This is a genomic window from Streptomyces cupreus (assembly GCF_014257025.1).
Lineage (GTDB): Bacteria > Actinomycetota > Actinomycetes > Streptomycetales > Streptomycetaceae > Streptomyces > Streptomyces cupreus.
Genome location: NZ_JACMSF010000039.1, coordinates 17,743 through 36,284, shown reverse-complemented (window position 1 = coordinate 36,284; position 18,542 = coordinate 17,743). Strand labels below are relative to the sequence as shown.

The window sequence follows — 18,542 nt, the reverse complement described above, 5'->3', positions numbered from 1 at the left end:
GCTGACACTCCGTCACGGCGACGCACAGTAGTGCCAGGGGGAGAAAGAAAGATGGTCATTCAGGGCATACACGGCCCTGGGTCGCCCGCACGGGCGACCCGGACGGCGTGGACGCTCAGCCGGACGCCGTCGGCTCCGGCGCGATCAGGCCCTCGCGGTAGGCGATGGCCACCGCCTCACCACGGCTCGCCGCGCCCAGCTTGGCGAGGATGTTGGAGACATGGACGCTGGCCGTCTTGCCGCTGATGAACAGCTCCTCGCCGATCTGCCGGTTGCTGCGGCCACGGGCCAGCAGCCGCAGCACGTCCTGCTCCCGGGCGGTCAGCGGCGAGGCGGTGTCGCCGCGCGCGTCCGACAGACGGCCCCGGCGGATCAGCGCATCCGCCCGTTCCAGCAGCGGCAGTGCGCCGAGCCGCGCGGCCGTCTCCCGTACCGCCGCCGCCTCGACGGCCGCCTCCTCGCGCCGCTCGGCCGTCAACAGGGCCTCGGCATGGCGGAGTCGGCAGCGCGCCAGCTCATAGGCGTCGCCGTAGTCGAACGCGGCCACCGCCTTGCCCCAGGCCTCCACGTCGGGCCCCGAACCCGCCCGCAGCCACTCGGCCTCGGCGCGGGCCAGCCACGCCATGCCCTCCGGCCCCTGGGGCGCGTGGTCCGTGCCGCGCACGGCGGAGGCGCGCGCCAGCTCCACCAGTTCCGTCGCGGTGTCCGCCCAGCGCCGGGCCCCGGCCTCGTCGCCCTTCAGCCGCAGTTCGACGGCCCGGTCGGAGACGGCGGACAGGGCGAGCGCGGCGAGCCGTACCGTCACATCGGGGCGGACGCCCGCGTCGTCGGTGAGCGCCTCGACGGTGAACCGCATCCGCTCGACCGCCGCCTCCGGGTCGCCCGCCAGCGCGGCGGCGTCGGTCCGCACGATGCCCGCGACCAGTGTGCCCATCCAGTCGAACGGCCCCTCCTGGAGCGCCTTGGCCCGGTCGGCGACCGTGAGGTCACCGCGGGCCAGCGACACGTACCAGGCGGGCGCGGTCGCGTACCCGCCCGCCGTCGGCAGCGCCTCGGTGTCGGTCGCCGCGTCCCGGACGCACTCGTCCCAGCGGCCCAGCGTGTACAGCACCACCAGCCGCAGGTAGCGCATCTCCAGCGGATACGCGGAGGACAGCAGCCCGGAGCGGCGGGCGCGGTCCAGGCCCTCGGTCAGCCACGGCAGGCACTCCTCCAGCTCGCCCGCCTCGAAACTGCCCACGGCGAGGTTGAACAGGGCACGCAGCTCCACCGGCGCGTTGCCCGAACCGCGCGCCAGGTCCCGGGCCTCACGCAGCCGCGCCCTGCCCTGCGGACTCCGTCGCCCGCCGCCTTCCAGGGCCGCCAGGGAGACCAGCAAATCGGCCCGGGCGTCCGTGACGCCCAGCCGCTCGGCGACGGCGAGCGCCTCGTGGGCCACCCGCAACGCCGTGTCGGTCGCCCCTACATGACGCGCCGCCAGGACATGGGTGGCGGCCGCCCACACCCAGGTGGGCGACGGGGGCTCGGCGGGGATCAGGGCGAGCGCCTCGCTGCTGTGGGCGTAGGCCGCGCTCAGGTTGTCGACGGTCATCAGATTGCCCGCGAGGGTGTAGCGGACCCGGGCGGCAAGCTCCGAGTCCTCCTCCTGGTCGACCCCTGCCAGTGCGGACCGGGTCAGCGCGACCGCGCGGTGCGCCGCACCGGCGTGCGCGGCCGCCGAGGAGGCGCGCAGGGTGAGTGTCACCCGGTTGTGGCCCTCGCCCGAGGGCCGCGCGGACGGGTCCACCGCCGACCACAGATCGAGCGCCGCCTCCAGATGCCGCAGCTCCTCGGCGGGCGCGCCGACCCGGCGGGCGTGGTCGGCGGCCTCCAGCGAGGCGGTGAGCGCCTCGGCCAGGTCATGGCTCTCGCGGTAGTGGTGGGCGCGCTCGGCGGCGGTCTCGGCCCGCCGCGGCCGCTCGGTGAGCAGCCGGGCGAACGCGCCGTGCAGCCGGGCCCGTTCGCCGGGCAGCAGATCGGCGTAGACCGCCTCGCGCGCGAGGGCGTGGCGGAAGGAGTACGTGTCACCGTCCCCGGGGACCAGCAGCTGCCGCCCGAGGGCCTCGCGCAGCGCCGACTCCAGCTCGGCCTCGGGCAGGCCCGCGGCCTCCCGCAGCAGATCGTGCTCGACGCGCCGCCCGGCGACCGCGGCGGTGCGCAGCACCTGCTGGGCGGTGTCGGAGAGCTGCTCGAAGCGGATCAGCAGGACGTCGGCGAGTCCGCTGGGCACACCGCCGGCCTCGGTGTCCGTGGCCGCGAGGAGCTCTTCGGCGTAGAAGGCGTTGCCCTCGGCCCGCTCGACGATCCGGCGGACCGTGGTCTCCGGCAGCGGACGCTCCTCCAGAGCCCGCACCAGCCGGGCCACCTCGGCGTCGGCGAGCGGCCGCAGCTCAAGACGCTCCACCGCGGGCAGCCGTACGAGCTCCGCCAGCAGCGGGCGCAAGGGGTGCCGTCGGTGCAGATCGTCCGAGCGGTAGGAGGCGAGGACCGCGACTCCGCCTGTCGGCCGCTGGAACACACCCCGGCTGAGCAGGAACCGCAGCAGGTCCCGGGAGGACTGGTCGGCCCAGTGCAGGTCTTCCAGGACGAGCAGCAGAGGGGCTGTGTCCGCCAGGTCGGCCAGCAACCCGGCCATGCCCTCGAACAGTTGCAGCCGGGAGTCCCGCGCGGCGTCCGTACCGCCGCCCAGCATCCGGTCGACCACGGGATGAGCAGCCAGCACCTCGGCCAACCGCGCATCCCCGGCGATCACGCCGAGCACCTCGGTGAACGGCAGATACGGCAGCCCGACGTCGCCCAGATCGACGCAGTGCCCCGACAGAACGGTCATCCCGTCCCGGGCGGCCCGAGCGACGACTTCGTCCAGCACCCGCGTCTTGCCGACCCCGGCATCCCCGGCCACGAGCACGGCCCGAGCCTCACCGCCACGGGCCCGCTCAAGCACACCGAGGAGCCGGGCGAGTTCCTGGTCGCGGCCGACGAGAGGGGTGGCGGGAGACAAGTTCTGCGTCACTTGCTCATCCTGGCATGCGTGTTCGGAAAGCTCCCACGCCTCTCAGGCGCCCCGCAGCACCTGAGCCCAGTCCGCAGGCACCCGTCCCGCGGGCCCCGGCGAAGGCTGGTCCGCCGGATGACTGACCGGCGGCGCCAACTCGGGCCCCGACTCGTACAGGTCGGACGAGCTGTAGTCCCAGAACCACCCCTCGCCCGGCTCGTAACTCTGCACCACAGGATGCCCCGTGGCCTTGAAGTGCGCGGTGGCGTGCTTCGCGGGAGAGGAGTCGCAGCACCCGATGTGTCCGCACTGGGCGCAGCGCCGCAGATGGAACCACCACCCCCCGTCCTGGTCGCACTCGACGCAGCCCGCGCCGCTCGGCGGGACGCTGGGGTCGATGCCGTCGTGGCCGGTCATGCGGGCTCCTCGGGTGTGTCGTCGTCCGTGGCGGTGAGGGGAAGCAGTACCTGGAAGCGTGTGTCGCCCGGTGCGGACTCGACCTGGAGCGTGCCGTGGTGCTTGTTGACCACGATCCGCCAGGAGATGTCCAGACCGAGCCCGGTGCCCTCGCCCACGGGCTTGGTGGTGAAGAAGGGGTCGAAGATCCGGCCGCGGTTCTCCGGCGGGATCCCGACGCCGGTGTCGCGGAACTCCACCAGCAGCCGGTCGTGGTCCCGTGCCGTCCGCACGGTCAACGCCCCTTCCCCGCCAGCGCTGTTGATCGCGGAGACCGCGTTGTCGATGAGGTTCGTCCACACCTGGTTGAGTTCCGCCGGGTAGGCGGGGATCTCCGGGAGGGTGTGGTCGTACTCCTTGACGACCTTGATCTGCGGGCCGATCTTCCCGGAGAGCATCAGCAGGGTGCTGTCGAGGAGTTCGTGCACGTCGACGTTGCGGAAGGGCGCGCGGTCGAGCTGGGAGTACTGCTTGGCGGCGTCGACCAGATGCGAGATCCGGGTGGTGGAGTCCTCGATCTCGCTCATCAACAGCTCGGTCTCGACCGTGTAGTTGAGCCAGCCGATGGCCCCGGGCAGGATGTCCTCGTCCACGGCCGCGGCGACCTGCTCCAGCCAGTCGACGTCAAGTCCGGCCTGTACGAAGGTCGGTGCGAGCCGCCAGCCCTCCGGAATGTCGTGGTCGTCGAGCCAGTCGCTGAGCGCGTCCTCGCGGTCGGCCGCCTCCAGCGGGCTCAAGGTGGGCGCCTTGCCGACGCGTTCGGCGGTGCGGTCCTGGATCTCGATGAGGCTCGCCAGGCTCTCGCGCGGATAGGGGCCCGAGGAGATCACCGCCAGCTTGTGCCGCATCTTCGCCACCCGCTCGCGCAGCGTGGCCGTGGCCCGTACGGCCGCCGCCGCGGGGTTGTTGAGCTCGTGGGTGAGCCCGGCCGACAACGAGCCGAGCGCCAGCAGCCGTTCACGCTGTCCGATGACCCGCTGGCTGTTCTTCGAACCGAAGAACAGTCCCTCCAGCAGATGCACCGCCATCGGGAACCACTCCTGCATGATGGCCGCGAACGTGTCCGCGGGGAGCACGAAGAAGCGCGTCGGCTCCGTGACCCGCATGGAGCTGTTGTAGACCTGCCGCGCCCGGTCCCCGAGGTAGGCCTGCATGGCCCCCGAGTACACCCCTGGCTGCGAGGACCGGGCCACCTCGACGTCGTCCCCGCCGACCCGGCGCGACAGCACCACCGTGCCCTCGATCATGACGTAGAAGCAGGTGGCCGGATCGCCCTCGGCGTACACCGGTCCGGCCTCGAACTTCTCCACCCGCCCCTCGGCGCACAGTCTGCCGAGCTGTTCGGGGGAGAGCTTCTCGAACAGGAACAGCGAGCCGATCTCCGCGGGGCTGCACGGCATGGGCTGTCCGCTCACGACTGCTCCAGGTAACGGTGGACGAGCATCACGGCCATGGCTCCCTCTCCTACGGCGGAGGCGACGCGCTTCGCGGACTCGGCGCGCGCGTCGCCGGCCACGAACACCCCGGGCACATTGGTCTCCAGGTGGTACGGCGGCCGGTCCAGCTCCCAGTCCGCCGGCGGCCGTCCGTCGGGGGTGAGGTCGGGCCCGGCGAGGATGAAGCCGTTGCTGTCGCGCAGCACGGTGCCGTCGAGCCAGTCGGTCAGCGGGGCGGCGCCGATGAACACGAACAGCCACTGGGCGTCGATGAGTTCGGTGTCCCCGGTCTCCGTGTCGCGCAGCGTGAGCTGCTCCAGGTGACCGTCGCCGTGGGCGGCCTCGACGACCGTCCTCGGGCGGACGGAGATGTTGGGTGCCTCGTTGATCTGCTGGATCAGATAGTGCGACATCGACGCCGACAGATCCGCCCCGCGCACCAGCAGCGTCACCGACTTGGCGCCCTTGGACAGGTACATCGCCGCCTGCCCGGCGGAGTTGGCGCCGCCGACGATGTACACGTCCTGGCCCTGGCAGGAGGGCGCCTCGGTCAGCGCGGAGCCGTAGAACACTCCGCAGCTGGTCAGTTCGGCGCAGCCGGGCGCCCTCAGCTGCCGGTACGACACTCCGGTCGCCAGGATCACGCTGTGCGCGGCGATGGCCGAGCCGTCGGAGAACCGTACGATGCGGGCGGCGCCGCTGGCCTCCAGGGCCGTGACCTCGCGCGCGGTGAGGACCTCGGCGCCGAACTTGGCGGCCTGCCGGCGGGCGCGGTCGGTGAGCTGGGCGCCGGAGACGCCGTCCGGGAAACCGAGGTAGTTCTCGATCCGCGAGCTCTGCCCGGCCTGTCCACCGGTCGCCGACCGCTCCACGAGCACGGTCCGCAGCCCCTCGGACGCACCGTACACGGCGGCTCCGAGCCCGGCCGGACCGCCGCCGATGACGACGAGGTCGTAGAAGTCGGCGGTGGGCGTGGTTGCAAGACCGACATGCGAGGCGAGCTCCGGCACGTCCGGCTCGACCAGCGGGATCCCCTCCGGGGTGATCACCAGCGGCAGCCGCTGCCCGTCCTGCCCGGCGGCGGCGAGCAGCCGCTGCCCCTCGGGCTCGTCGGACGAGTACCAGCGGTAGGGCACCTGGTTGCGGGCGAGGAACTCCCGTACGTCGGAGGACCGAGCCGACCACCGATGCCCGACGACCTTGGTCGCGGGAACGGGCCGGAAGTCACTGCACCGCCAGGCCTCCAGCAGATCGTCCAGGACGGGGTAGAGCTTCTCCTCGGGCGGATCCCAGGGCTTGAGCAGGTAATGATCGAGATCTACGACATTGATGGCGTCGATGGCCGCGCTGGTGTCGGCGTAGGCGGTGAGCAGGATCCGCCGCGCGCCGGGATGGATGTCCATGGCCCGTTCGAGGAACTCGATGCCGTTCATCTGCGGCATCCGGTAGTCGGCCAGGATCACGGCCACGAGATCGCCGCGCAGCTTCAGCTCCCGCAGCGCCTCCAGCGCGGACTCCCCGGACTCCGCGCGCACGATCCGGTACGACTCGCCGTAGCGCCGCCGCAGATCCCGGGCGACGGCGCGGGAGACCCCCGGGTCGTCGTCCACGGTAAGGATGACGGTCCGCGCGGATTCGGCGGCCTGTGCCATACGTCTCCCACCCCAGTGGTTCCGTTGCCCCGACCCGGCGAGGACAGCCACCGGGCCGACTGTGGCCATCGTATGTTCGATCGTGCCGCTTCGCTCAGGTATGTCGTCAGCGGCGGCGCGGGGCCAGGACGCAGAACTCGTTGCCCTCCGGGTCCGCGAGCACCACCCACGGCTGCCGGCCCTGGCCGACGTCCGCGTGGCGGGCGCCCAGGGCGAGGAGGCGGGCGACCTCGGCCTCCTGGTCGTCCGGGCGGAAGTCGAGGTGCAGCCGGTTCTTGATCGTCTTCCCCTCCGGGACCGGGACGAAGACGAGGCCCGGGAGGCGGTCCGGATCCGGGCGGATCTCGTACTCGTCGGGGGCGTCGTTCAGGACCGTCCAGCCCAGGGCCTGCGCCCACCAGGTGCCCAGGGCCAGCGGGTTCGCCGCGTCCACGACCACTTGTTCCCACTGCAACGTCATGCGCGCAGGGTAGTGAAGACTGGGGGCACGGACGTGACCGCGACACAAGGAGGCAGCCGCAATGACGCGCCCGATCACGGCAGGATTCGACGGAACCGAGGAGAGCCTCGCCGCGCTGGGGTGGGCGGCGCGGGAGGCGGTTCGGCGGGGGCTCGCGCTGCGGGTGGTGCATGCCTGGCGGTTCCAGCCGTTGGAGGCGCTCGAAGAGGCCGATCCGGACGCGCAGGCCCAGTGGGCGCGGGAGGCGGTGGCGCAGGCCGCCCAGGACATCGGTGAGCGGCATCCGGGCCTGGACGTGTCGACCGACGTGCTCGAAGGCGGGCCCGTCGACGCACTCGTCGCCGCCGCCGTGGACGCCGAGATGCTGGTGCTCGGGTCGCGCGGGCATGGCGCCGTCGTCGGGTTCCTGCTGGGCTCCGTCGGACAGCAGGTGATCGTCGAGGCCGAGCGGCCCGTCGTGCTGGTGCGCGCCGGGGACAAGCCCTCCGCCGAGGTTGCCGGGCACGAGATCGTCGTCGGTCAGCACGGTGAGCCGGAGGACAGCGCGGCGGCGCTGCGGTTCGCGTTCGAGACGGCCGCCGCGCGCGGTGCCACCGTGCGGGCCGTCCGGGCCTGGACGCTGCCGCCGCTGTTCGCGTACAGCCCGGCCTCGCTGAAGCTGCTCGACGACGCCGGCGGCCTGGAGCCGTACGAGAAGAAGGCACTGGCCGCGGCGGTGCAGCCGTGGCGGGAGCGGTTCCCGGACGTCCATGTCGTGGAGCACGTGGAGATGGGCAGCGCGGGGCAGGTGCTGCTGTCGGTGGCCGGGCGGGCCCAGCTGATGGTCGTCGGGCGCCGGGCCCACCGTACGGCCGTGGGCGCGCGGATCGGCTCGGTCGCGCACGGCGTGCTGCACCACGCGGACTGCCCCGTGGCCGTGGTGCCGCCCGCGTCCTGAGTCAGCCCGTCTCCTCCGAGGTGGGCTGGAGCGTCTCCCGGGCCTTGGGGAGGATGTTCTCGATGTAGTCCTCAACGGCCGTGTCCAGACCGATGTCGTGCTGCGCCCGCTCCGACAGGTACCAGCGGTGTTCGAGGAGTTCGTGGTAGATCTCCGCCGGGTCCATCGAGCCGCGCAGTTCGAGCGGGACCGCCCGCACGGTGGGGCGGAACACGTCCCGTACCCAGCGGTGGGCGAGGACCTCGGGGCGGGCGGCGAGGGGGTCGCCCGGGGCGTAGTCGTCCTGGGTGGCCATCCAGCTCTCCAGGTCGTTCAGCAGCCGTCGGGCCTGGTTCTCCTCGGCGTCCAGGCCCGTCAGGCGCAGCAGTTGGCGCTGGTGGTGGCCGGCGTCGACGACCTTGGGGACGAAGGTGACGGTGTCGCCGTTGGAGGAGTGCTCGATCTGCATCTCGGCGACGTCGAAGCCGAGTTCGTTGAGGCGTCGTATGCGGCGCTCTATGTAGTGGTACTTGCCCGCCGGGTAGACCGAGGTGCGGGTCAGCTCCTGCCACAGGCCCTGGTAGCGGGCGCAGATCTCGGTGCCGAACTCGATCGGGTCCACCGAGGGATGCAGTGCCCCGGACGCCTCCAGGTCCAGCAGCTCGCCGCTGATGTTGACCCGGGCCAGGTCGAGGTCGTAGTCGCGCTGGCCGGTGCTGAGCTGAGGGTGCAGGTCGCCGGTCTCGGCGTCGACCAGATAGGCGGCGTAGGCGCCCGCGTCGCGCCGGAAGAGGGTGTTGGACAGCGAGCAGTCGCCCCAGGCGAACCCGGCCAGATGCAGCCGCACCAGCAGCACCGCCAGCGCGTCCATCAGCCGGTGCATGGTCGCCGGGCGCATCGTCGTCTCGAACATCGAGCGGTACGGCATGGAGCCGCCGAGGTGCCGGGTGACCAGCACCGACTCCAGGTGCCCGCCGTCGGCGTCGACGCGTCCGGTGACGACGGCGAGCGGATCCACCGCCGGGATGCCGATCCGGTCCAGGTCGCGCAGCAGCTCGTACTCGCGCAGGGCGGGCCGTTCGGCGAGCTCCTTGACCGCGATGACCTCGGTGCCGGCGCGGGCGTAGCGCACGACGTGCCGGGAGATGCCGCGCGGCAGCGGCACGAGGTATTCCTCCGGCCACTCCTCCAGCGGCAGGTGCCAGGGCAGCTCCAACAGGAGCGCGGGGTGCTCCGGGTTGGTCGCGCTGATCTGCAGAGCCATGGGCGGGGTGTCCTCGTCTCGCCGGGGTGATCGTCACCTCACCCTAGACGGCCCGCTCCCTGGCCTGAAGTGCCGCTTCACGGACCGGACCGCGGTGGACGGGACCGTGGCCGGGCAGGAGGAGGTCGGCTTCCATGGCGGCGAGTATGTCCAGCGAGGCGACGGCACGGGTGCGCTCGTGGTGGAACATGTCCAGCAGCAGTTGCGGGCCCTTGATCCGGGACGTCGGGTGGCCGCTCGCCAGCGCGTCGCCCGCGATCAGTACGCCGGTGTCCGGCAGATGGAAGGCGCAGTGTCCGTTCGTGTGGCCGGGCGTGTGCACGGGCACCGGTCGCCCCGGCAGGTCCAGCGCGGCATCCGTGGCGAACGCCTCCGGCGCGGTCACCGGGACACGCGCCGTGCCGCCGGAGCGGAGCGCGTGCAGCGCCCACGGGACGACGCCCGGTCGCCAGCCGTTCCTCAGTACCGTGCCCACGGACACCTGGTGCAGGAACTCCCGCCGTGCGTGCGGCACTTCGGCCTCGTGGAGCAGGACCGGCGTGCCGTAGGTGGCGCGCAGGAACTCGGCCGAGCCCACGTGGTCGTTGTGGGCGTGCGTGATCAGTACGGCTGTTACGGCCTCCGGTGAACTCCCCACCTGCGCAAGGGAGGCGAGCAGCCGCTCCCGGTCGCCGGGATACCCGGTGTCGATCAGCGTGACCGCGTCCCCTTCGGTCAGGATCACCCAGTTGGTGTCGCTGCCGTGCACCAGATAGGTGCCGTCCGCGACTTGCCGCACATCTGCCCGCATGACCGTCCCTCGTCCCGAGGTTCCTGCCCGACGGGAACAGCAAAGCAGATCGGGAAGTGGGTGTGGGCCACCTGCTGCTGACGCCGATCGTCCTGCTGCTGCTCTTCGTCTACCTTTGATCTTGGCTGGTCACTGCACGCCGTGCGGCCGGAACTGGACGCTGATGCGCGGCCCCGTGGCCCGCGAGGTCTTCGGGACCGCGTGTTCCCACGTCCGCTGGCAGGAGCCGCCCATCACGATCAGGTCGCCGTGCCCCAGAGGGCGGCGCACCGTCTCGCCGCCGCCCATCGGGCGCAGCAGCAGGTCCCGGGGTGCGCCCACCGAGACGATCGCGACCATTGTGTCCTCGCGTGCGCCCCGCCCGATCCGGTCGCCGTGCCAGGCGACGCTGTCCCGGCCGTCGCGGTAGTAGCACAGGCCCGCCGTGGTGAACGGCTCGCCCAGCTCCCCGGCGTAGTGCGCGGTGAGCGCGGCCCGCGCCTCGTCCAGGACGGGATGCGGCAGCGGATCGTCGGCGCCGTAGAACGCGAGCAGTCGAGGTACGTCGACGACCTGGTCGTACATCTTCCGGCGCTCGGCCCGCCAGGGCACCTGCGCGACCAGCTGTTCGAACAGGGTGTCCGAGCCGCTGAGCCAGCCGGGTAGCACGTCGATCCAGGCGCCCCGGCCGAGGACGGTCCGGCGGATCCCGTCGAGGGAGCCGAGCCCCAGCTGGTCCGTCTGGTCGAAGAGGGAGCCCTGGAGGTGCGTGGTCATGGATCCAGCGTACCCCCTATTCGAAAATGTGTTCCCATCTTGCAATCCCCTGTGCCCGAGCCTTTCGATGCACTGATGTATCGGATACATTCCCGTATCGAACGAAGGGACGGCCATGGTGGCGGAGCAGACGGCACGGCGCGTGACCAGGCGTCGTGTGCGGACGCGGGCCAATCTGCTCGACGCCGCGTTCGAGGTGTTCGCCGCCAAGGGATTCGGGCGGGTGTCGATCGAGGAGGTCTGCGAGGCCGCCGGCTACAGCCGGGGCGCCTTCTACTCGAACTTCGCCAGCCTCGACGAGCTGTTCTTCGCCCTCTACCGGCAGCGCGCCGACCTGATCGCCGAACAGGTCTCGGGCGCGCTGGCGCAGGACGGCCCCGATCTCGACGTACCGACCTCCGTGGACCGGGTCACCGAGGTGCTGCTGCTCGACGTGGACTGGCTGCTGGTGAAGACCGACTTCCTGGTGCACGCCGCCCGGGACCCGGCCGTCGCGCAGAGCCTGCTCGAACACCGCGAGCGGCTGCGCACGGCCATCGCCGACCGGCTCGCCCGCGCCACCGGGCACACCGCACTGCCCGCCGTGTTCGACGGCATCGACGGCGCCGCCCGCGCGGTCGTCGCCGCCTACGACGGGGTCACCACCCAACTGCTGCTGGACAAGGACGTCGACAGCGCCCGCGCCTGGCTCAAGCAACTGCTCACCGCCCTGCTGACCGACGGCAGCGGCACCCCCGAATGAGGAAGGGAACGGTCGCATGGATGCCGACGTCATCGTCGTCGGAGCGGGCCTCGCGGGCCTGGTCGCCGCACATGAACTCACCAGCCGGGGCCGCCGGGTAGCCCTGGTGGACCAGGAGAACGCGAACAACCTGGGCGGACAGGCCTTCTGGTCGTTCGGCGGGCTGTTCCTCGTCGACTCGCCGGAGCAGCGGCGCCTGGGCATCAAGGACTCCTTCGACCTGGCCTGGAGCGACTGGCAGGGCAGCGCCGGGTTCGACCGTGTGGACGACGAGGACTCCTGGGCGGTGCGCTGGGCGCGGGCGTACGTCGAGTTCGCGGCAGGGGAGAAGCGGTCCTGGCTGGAGGGGCACGGCATCAAGTTCCTGCCCACCGTCGGCTGGGCCGAGCGCGGCGACCTCAGGGCCCACGGCCACGGCAACTCCGTGCCCCGCTTCCACATCGCCTGGGGCACCGGCACCGGTGTGGTCGAGCCGTTCGTGGGCTACGCCGAGCAGGCCGCGCGCGACGGGCTGCTGACCTTCCACCACCGCCACCGGGTCGACGAACTCGCCATCGAGGACGGCCGGGCGCGCGGGGTGCGCGGCACCGTCCTCGCCGAGGACACCTCGGCCCGGGGCGTGAAGTCCAACCGCGACCGCGTCGGCGACTTCGAACTCACCGCCCAGGCCGTCGTCGTGACCACCGGTGGCATCGGCGCCGATCACGACATCGTCCGCCGCTACTGGCCCGAGCGCCTCGGCACCCCGCCCGCCGAGATGGTCACCGGCGTCCCCGCCTACGTCGACGGCCGGATGCTCGACATCAGCGCGGCGGCGGGCGTACGCCTCGTCAACCGCGACCGCATGTGGCACTACACCGAGGGCCTTCAGAACTGGGACCCGATCTGGCCCGGACACGGCATCCGCATCCTGCCCGGACCGTCCTCGATGTGGTTCGACGCCCTCGGCCGCCGCCTGCCCGACCCCTGTCTGCCCGGCTACGACACCCTCGGCACCCTCAAGTACCTGCGCACCACCGAGGACATCGCCGGGTACGACCACTCCTGGTTCATCCTCACCCAGAAGATCATCGAGAAGGAGTTCGCGCTCTCCGGCTCCGAGCAGAACCCCGACATCACCGCCAAGGACCGGGCGGGCTTCCTCAAGGAACGCGTGCTCGGCAAGGGCGCGCCGGGACCGGTCGACGCGTTCCTGCGCAAGGGCGTGGACTTCGTGACCGCCCCGAACCTGGAGCAGCTCGTCGAGAAGATGAACGGCCTGACGGGCAAGGCGCTCCTCGACGCTGCCGTGATCCGGCGTCAGATCGAGGCCCGGGACCTCCAGCTGGCCAACTCCTACAGCAAGGACGCCCAGGTGCAGGGCATCCGCAACGCCCGCCGCTACATCGGCGACCGGCTCGGCCGGGTCGCCACCCCGCACCGCATCCTCGACCCCGCGGCCGGTCCGCTGATCGGCGTCAAGCTGCACATCCTCACCCGCAAGACCCTCGGCGGCATCCAGACCGACCTCGACTCCCGCGCGCTGGGCGCCGACGGGCAGCCGGTGGAGGGCCTGTACGCGGCGGGCGAGGTGGCCGGCTTCGGCGGTGGCGGCGTGCACGGCTACAACGCGCTGGAGGGCACCTTCCTCGGCGGCTGCCTGTTCTCCGGGCGGGCGGCGGGACGGGCCGCCGCCCAGCAGACCCGCTGAGCGTCAGCCCAGCAGACGCGCCAGGACGGCCGCGTGACTCTCGTCGGGGGTCTTCGCGGCCGTCACCAGCGTCACGGGTCCCTTGCCCGCCAACTCCCTGACATGTTCGAGGAGTTCGGCGGCCTCGGGGACGGCCAGCTCCGCCTCGTAGCGGCGCGCGAACTCCTCGTACGACCCCTCGCCCGCGTGGTACCAGCGGCGCAGCTCGGTCGACGGGGTGAGCGCCTTGGGCCACTCGTCCACGCGGGCCGCGTCCTTCGACACCCCGCGCGGCCACAGCCGGTCGACCAGGAGGCGTACGCCGTCCTGCGGCTCGGGCGGTTCGTAGACGCGGCGGATGCGGATGCTCACGGTCGGGCCTCTCCACGCGGGGCTGACGGGTTCCTCACAAGTGTCCGTCAAGGTCGACGCATGATCACGCCGAACCCTCGGGCCACCCTGCTGGCCGCCTCCCTGCTGCTCACCGGATGCGGCAGCGAAGCGGCGCAGCCGCCGGTCCACGCCCCCATGCGGCAGGCGCCCGCACCCGAGATCACCCTCGACCCGGCCCCGCAGCAACTGCCCGGACTGGGGCCCAAGACCTGGGCCGAGGTGCCCACCGACGCCCGCCAGGCCGTCGTGGTGACCGGAAGCGGCAAGGACTCCTCGCGATCCACCGTCGTCCTGTACGAGCGCACCGACGCCGGCTGGGAGCCCGGCGAGGAGTGGCCCGCGCACAACGCGCTGCGCGGCTGGACCGGCCATCACCGCTCCGGTGATCTGCGCTCGCCCATCGGCGTCTTCGGCCTCACCGACGCCGGCGGACGGCTCCGCGACCCGGGGACCCGGCTGCCGTACGACCACGGCGTCGGCTTCACCGCGACCGGCACCGGCTTCGAGGGCGAACCCCTGGCGGGCTCCTTCGACTACGTCATCGCCGTCAACTACAACCGCAAGCCGGGGACCACACCGCTCGACTGGACCCGGCCGCTGGGCGCCGGCCGCGGTGGCGGCATATGGCTCCACGTAGACCACGACGGACCCACCCAGGGCTGTGTGAGCATCGCGAAACAGCACATGAAGGCACTGCTCCTGGCCCTGGACCCCGACAAGAAGCCCGTCGTCGTCATGGGCGACGCCAAGTCCCTGGCCCGCTGACCGCTTAGGATCCGCCGCGTGTGCGCACATGTGCTGGTCGCCGAGGACGACGAGATGCAGGCCGAACTGATACGGCGCTCCCTGCTGGCGGAGGGTCACACCGCCACCGTGGTCCACGACGGCCCGGCCGCCCTGGACGCGGCCCGGCGGCTGCGTCCCGATCTCGTCGTGCTGGACCTGATGCTCCCGGTGATCGACGGCTTCGGGGTGTGCCGGGTGCTGCGCCGCGACGACGACATCCCGGTGCTGATGCTCACCGCCCGTTCCGCCGAGGACGACGTCCTGCTCGGTCTTGAGCTGGGCGCCGACGACTACATGACCAAGCCGTACAGCCCCCGCGAGCTGATGGCCCGCATCCGTACCGTGCTGCGGCGCAGCGGACGGGCCGCGGACCGGCGGGAGGACCCCGTCGTACGGGCCGCGGGCCTCGCCGTCGATCCGGTTCGGCACGAGGTGCGCTGCGACGGGGAGCCGGTGGAGTGCACGCCGGCCGAGTTCCAGATCCTGCTCGCCATGACCGCCGAGCCCGAGCGGGTGTTCTCCCGGCGGCAGTTGCTGGAGTGCACCCGAGGCACCGACCGGGCCTCGACCGAACGGGCCGTGGACGTCCACATCATGAACCTGCGCCGCAAGATCGAGGCCGACCCGCGGCGGCCGGTCCGGCTGCTGACGGTGTTCGGCGTGGGCTACAAGCTGAGCGGCGGCCGCGGGTGAGGTCCGGCATACCGCTGCGCAAGCGGCTCCTGGTCCGGCTGCTGATCACCTCGGTGCTGATCGCCGTCTGCTCGGTCGCGGCGACGGCGTGGCTCGCGGTGGAGACCACCACCCGCGCCCTGCGTGAGGAGCAGGGCCAGGTGCTCGCCGACGACATGGACGTCCTGAACCGGCTCAGCGGATACGCGGCGACCCACCCCGACTGGCAGGGCATCGAGGGCACCCTGCGCGAGCTGTCCGACCGGATCGGCCGGCGCATCGCCCTGATCGCCACCGACCGCACAGTGATCGCCGACTCCGCGGTGCCCGGCACCCCACTGCCGCCGCGCGCCGCCGCCACCGTCGATCCGTTGACCATCGACACCCACACCGATCGCGGCGCCCAGCGCGGCGGCATCGACCCCCGGGTGGTCGGCCCCTACCGGCTGCCCGCCGCCGAACGCACCCGGCTGGACCGACTCGCCGAGCAGCGGCGCGAGTGCTTCGCCCGCAACGGGGTCGACGCGACCGTGGAGCGCACTCGGAGCGGCCGTCCGGTCCTCACCGACGACGACGGCAGCGCCCTCGACTACGTGCCCCTGGAGTGCGCCGACGGACGGCTCAACACCCCCACCGCCACCGAGGAGAAGGCGCTCGGCGAGCTGACCGAGCGCGCCCGCACCTGTCTGGACGAGCACGGCGTGGACTTTCACGAGCCGCTGTTCCCCATCGTCGACGACAGGGACCGGAACATGGACACCCGGTACCTGATGGGCAAGCTCAAGGCGCAGCCGCAACAGCGCGCGCAGCGGCAGGCGCGGGCCTGCGTCGACCGGGCCCGCCGCGCCCAGCTCGACCCCTATGTCGCCCCGGCCGCCGACCTGTTCCTCGGCGTCGGGGACCGGCCCGCCGTGCGCTTCGACCTGTCGCCGGCCAACTGGACCAAGGTGCTCGGGGCCGCGGGGCTCGTGCTCGCCGTGACCGTGGCCGTGACCGCCGTCGTCGCGACCCGGCTGGTCAGGCCGCTGCGGGCGCTGACCGCTGCTGCCCAGCAGCCGCCGGAGCGGCATGTGCGGGTGCCCGTCACCACTCGGGACGAGACCGGCATCCTGGCGACGGCGTTCAACGAACTCACCGAGCGCCGCGCCCGGTTGGAGGCCCAGCGCAAGGCGATGGTCAGCGACATCGCCCACGAACTGCGCAGCCCGCTCACCAACATCCGCGGCTGGCTTGAGGTCACCCGGGACGGCGTCGTCGACCCCGACCCCGCCCTGCTCGCCTCCCTGCACGAGGAGGCCCTCGTCCTCCAGCGCGTGATCGACGACCTCCAGGACCTCGCGGACGCCGACGCAGGCACCCTGCGTCTGCACCGCGAACCCGTGCGCGCCGACGAACTCCTCGACCAGGTCGCCGCAGCCCACCGCGTCGCCGCCGACGCGGCGGGCGTCACCCTGCGCACCACGGCCCGGGGCACCCCCTGGCTGGACGCCGACCCGGTCCGGATGCGGCAGGCGCTCGGCAATCTCGTCTCCAACGCGCTGCGGTACACCCCGTCCGGCGGCACCGTGACCCTGGCCGCGCGCCGCGACGGCGACGACGTGGTCCTGGAGGTCACCGACACCGGCACCGGGATCGCGCCCGAGGACCTGCCGCATGTCTTCGACCGGTTCTGGCGGGCGGAGAAGTCCCGCAGCCGCCGCACCGGCGGCAGCGGACTCGGCCTGCCCATCGTGCGCCACCTGCTGGCCGCACACGGCGGTACGGCCGAGGCGACGAGCGAGCCCGGCACCGGCTCGGTGTTCACGCTCCGGCTGCCGGGAGGTGAGCCCCCGAAGGACACCTGAGGGGTGCTATCCGCTGCCGCGGCGCACAGGGGTCGTCCGCCGCAGCAGCGCGAGGCGCTCCCACTCGCTCGTTCCGCCCCACACACCGACCGCCTGCCCGGTGTCCAACGCCCAGCGCAGACACCGCTCCCGCACCGGACAGCGCCGGCAGACCGCCTTCGCCTGCTTCGTCTGCATGAGGGCCGGGCCCGAGGTGCCGATCGGGAAGAAGAGGTCGGGGTCCTCGTGGCGGCATGCGGCGCGGCCACGCCAGTCATCCATCGAAAGTCACCTGCGCTCGAAGTCGTACATGCCCTTTCGGATGCTTTTAGTCGCTTTCGGGTCACCTGTCGATACGGGAGTGAAACCACGGAGTCCTGAGCCGGAACGCGGTCACTGCTCGCGCAGGCCCCACGGAGAGCCGTACTCGGTCAGCAGATCCAGGAAGGGGCGGGCCGGGAAGGCCTCCGGGCCGAGCACGCCCGCGCCCGACCAGGCGCCGCCGGCGAGGAGTTCGAGCGCGACGACCGGGTTGACGGCCGTCTGCCACACCACGGCCTGGCTGCCGTACTCGGCCATCGACCACTCGTTGTCGACGACGTGGTACAGGTACACCTCGCGCGGTGCCCCGTCCTTCACGCCCCGCACCCAGGTGCCCGCGCAGGTCTTGCCGCGCATCCGCTCGCCCAGGGTCGCCGGGTCGGGCAGACAGGCGGCGACCACGTCCCGGGGCGAGACCTGGACCGGCCCGTCGGGGCCCTTCACGGTCACCGGCTCGGTGCGGTCCAGGCCCAGCAGGTGCAGCGTCCTGAGCGTGCTGATGAACTCCTCGCCCAGGCCGTACTTGAAGGTGACGCGGCGGGCGTCGACCCAGCGCGGGACCAGGAGCACCTCCTCGTGCTCCACGTTCACGCACTCCACCGGTCCGATGCCCTCCGGGAAGTCGAACACCTCGGGCTCGCTGAAGGGTTCGGTGGTGAACCAGCCCCGGCCGGCCTCGTAGACGACCGGTGGGTTGAGGCACTCCTCGATCGTGGTCCAGATGCTGAAGGAGGGGGCGAAGTCGTAGCCGTCGACGGTGAGGTTCGCGCCGTCACGGACGCCGATCTCCTCGATCTCGTCGAAGAGTTCATCGGCCGCGTACCGGGCGAACACGTCCGACAGGCCCGGCTCCACGCCCATGCCGACCAGGGCCAGCGCGCCCTCCTTCGCCCACTCGTCGGCCTCGGCGAACTGCTCGTCGCCGAGCTTGACCCCGCACTCCTGGTACGGGCGCTCGGGGTGCGGACGCGACAGGGACATCGCCATGTCGACATAGTCGGCACCGGCCGCCCGCGCCGCCCGGAACAGGGGCATCACGAAGCGCGGGTCGGTGGCGTTGAGCAGGATGTCGCAGGAGTGGCGCCGCAGCAGCGCGGTCACCGCGGCCTCGTCGCCGGCGTCGACACGCTCGGCAGACAAGCGGGGGTCGCCGAGGTGTGCGACGGCCGCCTCGGCGCGCGTCGGGTCGAAGTCGGCGACCACCATCGCCTCGAAGAACGGACGCCGGGCGGCGATCCGGGTGACGGCGGTGCCCACACCACCGGCGCCCACGAGCAGTACACGCATGACGAGAACTCCTAGTCGGAGGAGGTGAAAGAACGCGGGGCCCGGCGGAGATACAACGCCCCCGGCTCCCGTAAGGTCAATGGCG

The 18,542-nt window shown here is 72.2% G+C and carries 17 protein-coding genes; 6 read left to right on the top strand and 11 right to left on the bottom strand.

The window, feature by feature from the left end; genetic code table 11:
- Nucleotides 1–115: 115 nt before the first annotated feature.
- The 5 genes from H4N64_RS29700 to H4N64_RS29680 all read right to left on the bottom strand — a co-directional run bounded on the left by H4N64_RS29700 (nt 116) and on the right by H4N64_RS29680 (nt 7,038).
- The gene (locus H4N64_RS29700) at nt 116–3,052 is read right to left on the bottom strand and encodes an AAA family ATPase (protein ID WP_186285520.1); all 2,937 of its coding nucleotides are present in this window, start codon (nt 3,050–3,052) and stop codon (nt 116–118) included.
- Between the two features lie 42 nt (nt 3,053–3,094).
- Nucleotides 3,095–3,451, bottom strand: a complete 357-nt coding sequence (locus H4N64_RS29695) for a UBP-type zinc finger domain-containing protein (RefSeq protein WP_186285519.1) — start codon at nt 3,449–3,451, stop codon at nt 3,095–3,097.
- Nucleotides 3,448–4,905 (bottom strand): ATP-binding protein, encoded by a 1,458-nt coding sequence (locus tag H4N64_RS29690; protein ID WP_186285518.1) that lies wholly within the window; start codon nt 4,903–4,905, stop codon nt 3,448–3,450. The genes H4N64_RS29695 and H4N64_RS29690 overlap by 4 nt, the downstream gene beginning before the upstream one ends.
- Nucleotides 4,902–6,578: an NAD(P)/FAD-dependent oxidoreductase gene (locus H4N64_RS29685; protein WP_186285517.1), complete on the bottom strand. Its 1,677-nt coding sequence runs from the start codon at nt 6,576–6,578 to the stop codon at nt 4,902–4,904. Before H4N64_RS29685 ends, H4N64_RS29690 begins: the two co-directional genes overlap by 4 nt.
- A 106-nt stretch (nt 6,579–6,684) precedes the next feature.
- On the bottom strand, nt 6,685–7,038 hold the full coding sequence (locus H4N64_RS29680) for a VOC family protein (protein WP_186285516.1): 354 nt from the start codon (nt 7,036–7,038) through the stop codon (nt 6,685–6,687).
- Between the two features lie 61 nt (nt 7,039–7,099).
- Here H4N64_RS29680 and H4N64_RS29675 point away from each other — a divergent pair, with 61 nt between their 5' ends.
- Nucleotides 7,100–7,975 carry a universal stress protein gene (locus H4N64_RS29675; RefSeq protein WP_186285515.1) on the top strand — a complete coding sequence of 292 codons (876 nt, stop codon included), beginning with the start codon at nt 7,100–7,102 and terminating at the stop codon, nt 7,973–7,975.
- Nucleotide 7,976: 1 nt separating this feature from the next.
- Here the strand turns inward: H4N64_RS29675 and H4N64_RS29670 are convergent, their stop codons facing one another.
- The 3 genes from H4N64_RS29670 to H4N64_RS29660 form a co-directional block, all read right to left on the bottom strand.
- The gene (locus tag H4N64_RS29670) at nt 7,977–9,218 is read right to left on the bottom strand and encodes a DUF4032 domain-containing protein (protein WP_186285514.1); all 1,242 of its coding nucleotides are present in this window, start codon (nt 9,216–9,218) and stop codon (nt 7,977–7,979) included.
- 43 nt (nt 9,219–9,261) lie between these two features.
- Entirely contained in the window at nt 9,262–10,008 is a 747-nt protein-coding gene (locus tag H4N64_RS29665) for an MBL fold metallo-hydrolase (RefSeq protein WP_186285513.1), read from the bottom strand.
- A gap of 129 nt (nt 10,009–10,137) precedes the next feature.
- On the bottom strand, nt 10,138–10,764 hold the full coding sequence (locus tag H4N64_RS29660; protein ID WP_186285512.1) for an alpha-ketoglutarate-dependent dioxygenase AlkB: 627 nt from the start codon (nt 10,762–10,764) through the stop codon (nt 10,138–10,140).
- 115 nt (nt 10,765–10,879) lie between these two features.
- On the opposite strand from H4N64_RS29660, the gene H4N64_RS29655 reads away from it, so the two are divergent.
- Nucleotides 10,880–11,506, top strand: coding sequence for a TetR/AcrR family transcriptional regulator (locus H4N64_RS29655; protein WP_186285511.1), 627 nt, complete (start codon nt 10,880–10,882; stop codon nt 11,504–11,506).
- A gap of 16 nt (nt 11,507–11,522) precedes the next feature.
- Nucleotides 11,523–13,196 (top strand): FAD-binding dehydrogenase, encoded by a 1,674-nt coding sequence (locus H4N64_RS29650; protein WP_186285510.1) that lies wholly within the window; start codon nt 11,523–11,525, stop codon nt 13,194–13,196.
- Between the two features lie 3 nt (nt 13,197–13,199).
- Here H4N64_RS29650 and H4N64_RS29645 read toward each other — a convergent pair whose 3' ends face one another.
- Complete coding sequence (locus tag H4N64_RS29645) at nt 13,200–13,547, bottom strand: DUF488 family protein, N3 subclade (protein WP_186285509.1); 348 nt, start codon at nt 13,545–13,547, stop codon at nt 13,200–13,202.
- A 60-nt stretch (nt 13,548–13,607) separates the two neighbouring features.
- On the opposite strand from H4N64_RS29645, the gene H4N64_RS29640 reads away from it, so the two are divergent.
- The 3 genes from H4N64_RS29640 to H4N64_RS29630 are packed head-to-tail and all read left to right on the top strand — an operon-like array spanning nt 13,608 to nt 16,870.
- Entirely contained in the window at nt 13,608–14,333 is a 726-nt protein-coding gene (locus H4N64_RS29640) for a hypothetical protein (RefSeq protein WP_186285508.1), read from the top strand.
- 18 nt (nt 14,334–14,351) lie between these two features.
- The gene (locus H4N64_RS29635; RefSeq protein ID WP_186285507.1) at nt 14,352–15,047 is read left to right on the top strand and encodes a response regulator; all 696 of its coding nucleotides are present in this window, start codon (nt 14,352–14,354) and stop codon (nt 15,045–15,047) included.
- On the top strand, nt 15,044–16,870 hold the full coding sequence (locus tag H4N64_RS29630; protein ID WP_186285506.1) for an ATP-binding protein: 1,827 nt from the start codon (nt 15,044–15,046) through the stop codon (nt 16,868–16,870). The genes H4N64_RS29635 and H4N64_RS29630 overlap by 4 nt, the downstream gene beginning before the upstream one ends.
- 6 nt (nt 16,871–16,876) lie before the next feature.
- Here H4N64_RS29630 and H4N64_RS29625 read toward each other — a convergent pair whose 3' ends face one another.
- Together H4N64_RS29625 and H4N64_RS29620 are read right to left on the bottom strand one after the other, a co-directional pair.
- Complete coding sequence (locus H4N64_RS29625) at nt 16,877–17,131, bottom strand: WhiB family transcriptional regulator (protein WP_186285505.1); 255 nt, start codon at nt 17,129–17,131, stop codon at nt 16,877–16,879.
- Nucleotides 17,132–17,242: 111 nt separating this feature from the next.
- A complete protein-coding gene (locus tag H4N64_RS29620; RefSeq protein WP_186285504.1) occupies nt 17,243–18,457 on the bottom strand; it encodes a saccharopine dehydrogenase family protein in 1,215 nt (404 codons plus the stop codon).
- Nucleotides 18,458–18,542 lie beyond the last annotated feature (85 nt).

Coding starts and splice junctions, on each gene's coding strand:
- H4N64_RS29695 (WP_186285519.1), bottom strand. CDS start 3,451: ATGACCGGCCACGACGGCATCGACCCCAGCGTCCCGCCGAGCGGCGCG.
- H4N64_RS29685 (WP_186285517.1), bottom strand. CDS start 6,578: ATGGCACAGGCCGCCGAATCCGCGCGGACCGTCATCCTTACCGTGGAC.
- H4N64_RS29680 (WP_186285516.1), bottom strand. CDS start 7,038: ATGACGTTGCAGTGGGAACAAGTGGTCGTGGACGCGGCGAACCCGCTG.
- H4N64_RS29675 (WP_186285515.1), top strand. CDS start 7,100: ATGACGCGCCCGATCACGGCAGGATTCGACGGAACCGAGGAGAGCCTC.
- H4N64_RS29670 (WP_186285514.1), bottom strand. CDS start 9,218: ATGGCTCTGCAGATCAGCGCGACCAACCCGGAGCACCCCGCGCTCCTG.
- H4N64_RS29665 (WP_186285513.1), bottom strand. CDS start 10,008: ATGCGGGCAGATGTGCGGCAAGTCGCGGACGGCACCTATCTGGTGCAC.
- H4N64_RS29660 (WP_186285512.1), bottom strand. CDS start 10,764: ATGACCACGCACCTCCAGGGCTCCCTCTTCGACCAGACGGACCAGCTG.
- H4N64_RS29655 (WP_186285511.1), top strand. CDS start 10,880: ATGGTGGCGGAGCAGACGGCACGGCGCGTGACCAGGCGTCGTGTGCGG.
- H4N64_RS29650 (WP_186285510.1), top strand. CDS start 11,523: ATGGATGCCGACGTCATCGTCGTCGGAGCGGGCCTCGCGGGCCTGGTC.
- H4N64_RS29640 (WP_186285508.1), top strand. CDS start 13,608: ATGATCACGCCGAACCCTCGGGCCACCCTGCTGGCCGCCTCCCTGCTG.
- H4N64_RS29625 (WP_186285505.1), bottom strand. CDS start 17,131: ATGGATGACTGGCGTGGCCGCGCCGCATGCCGCCACGAGGACCCCGAC.
- H4N64_RS29620 (WP_186285504.1), bottom strand. CDS start 18,457: ATGCGTGTACTGCTCGTGGGCGCCGGTGGTGTGGGCACCGCCGTCACC.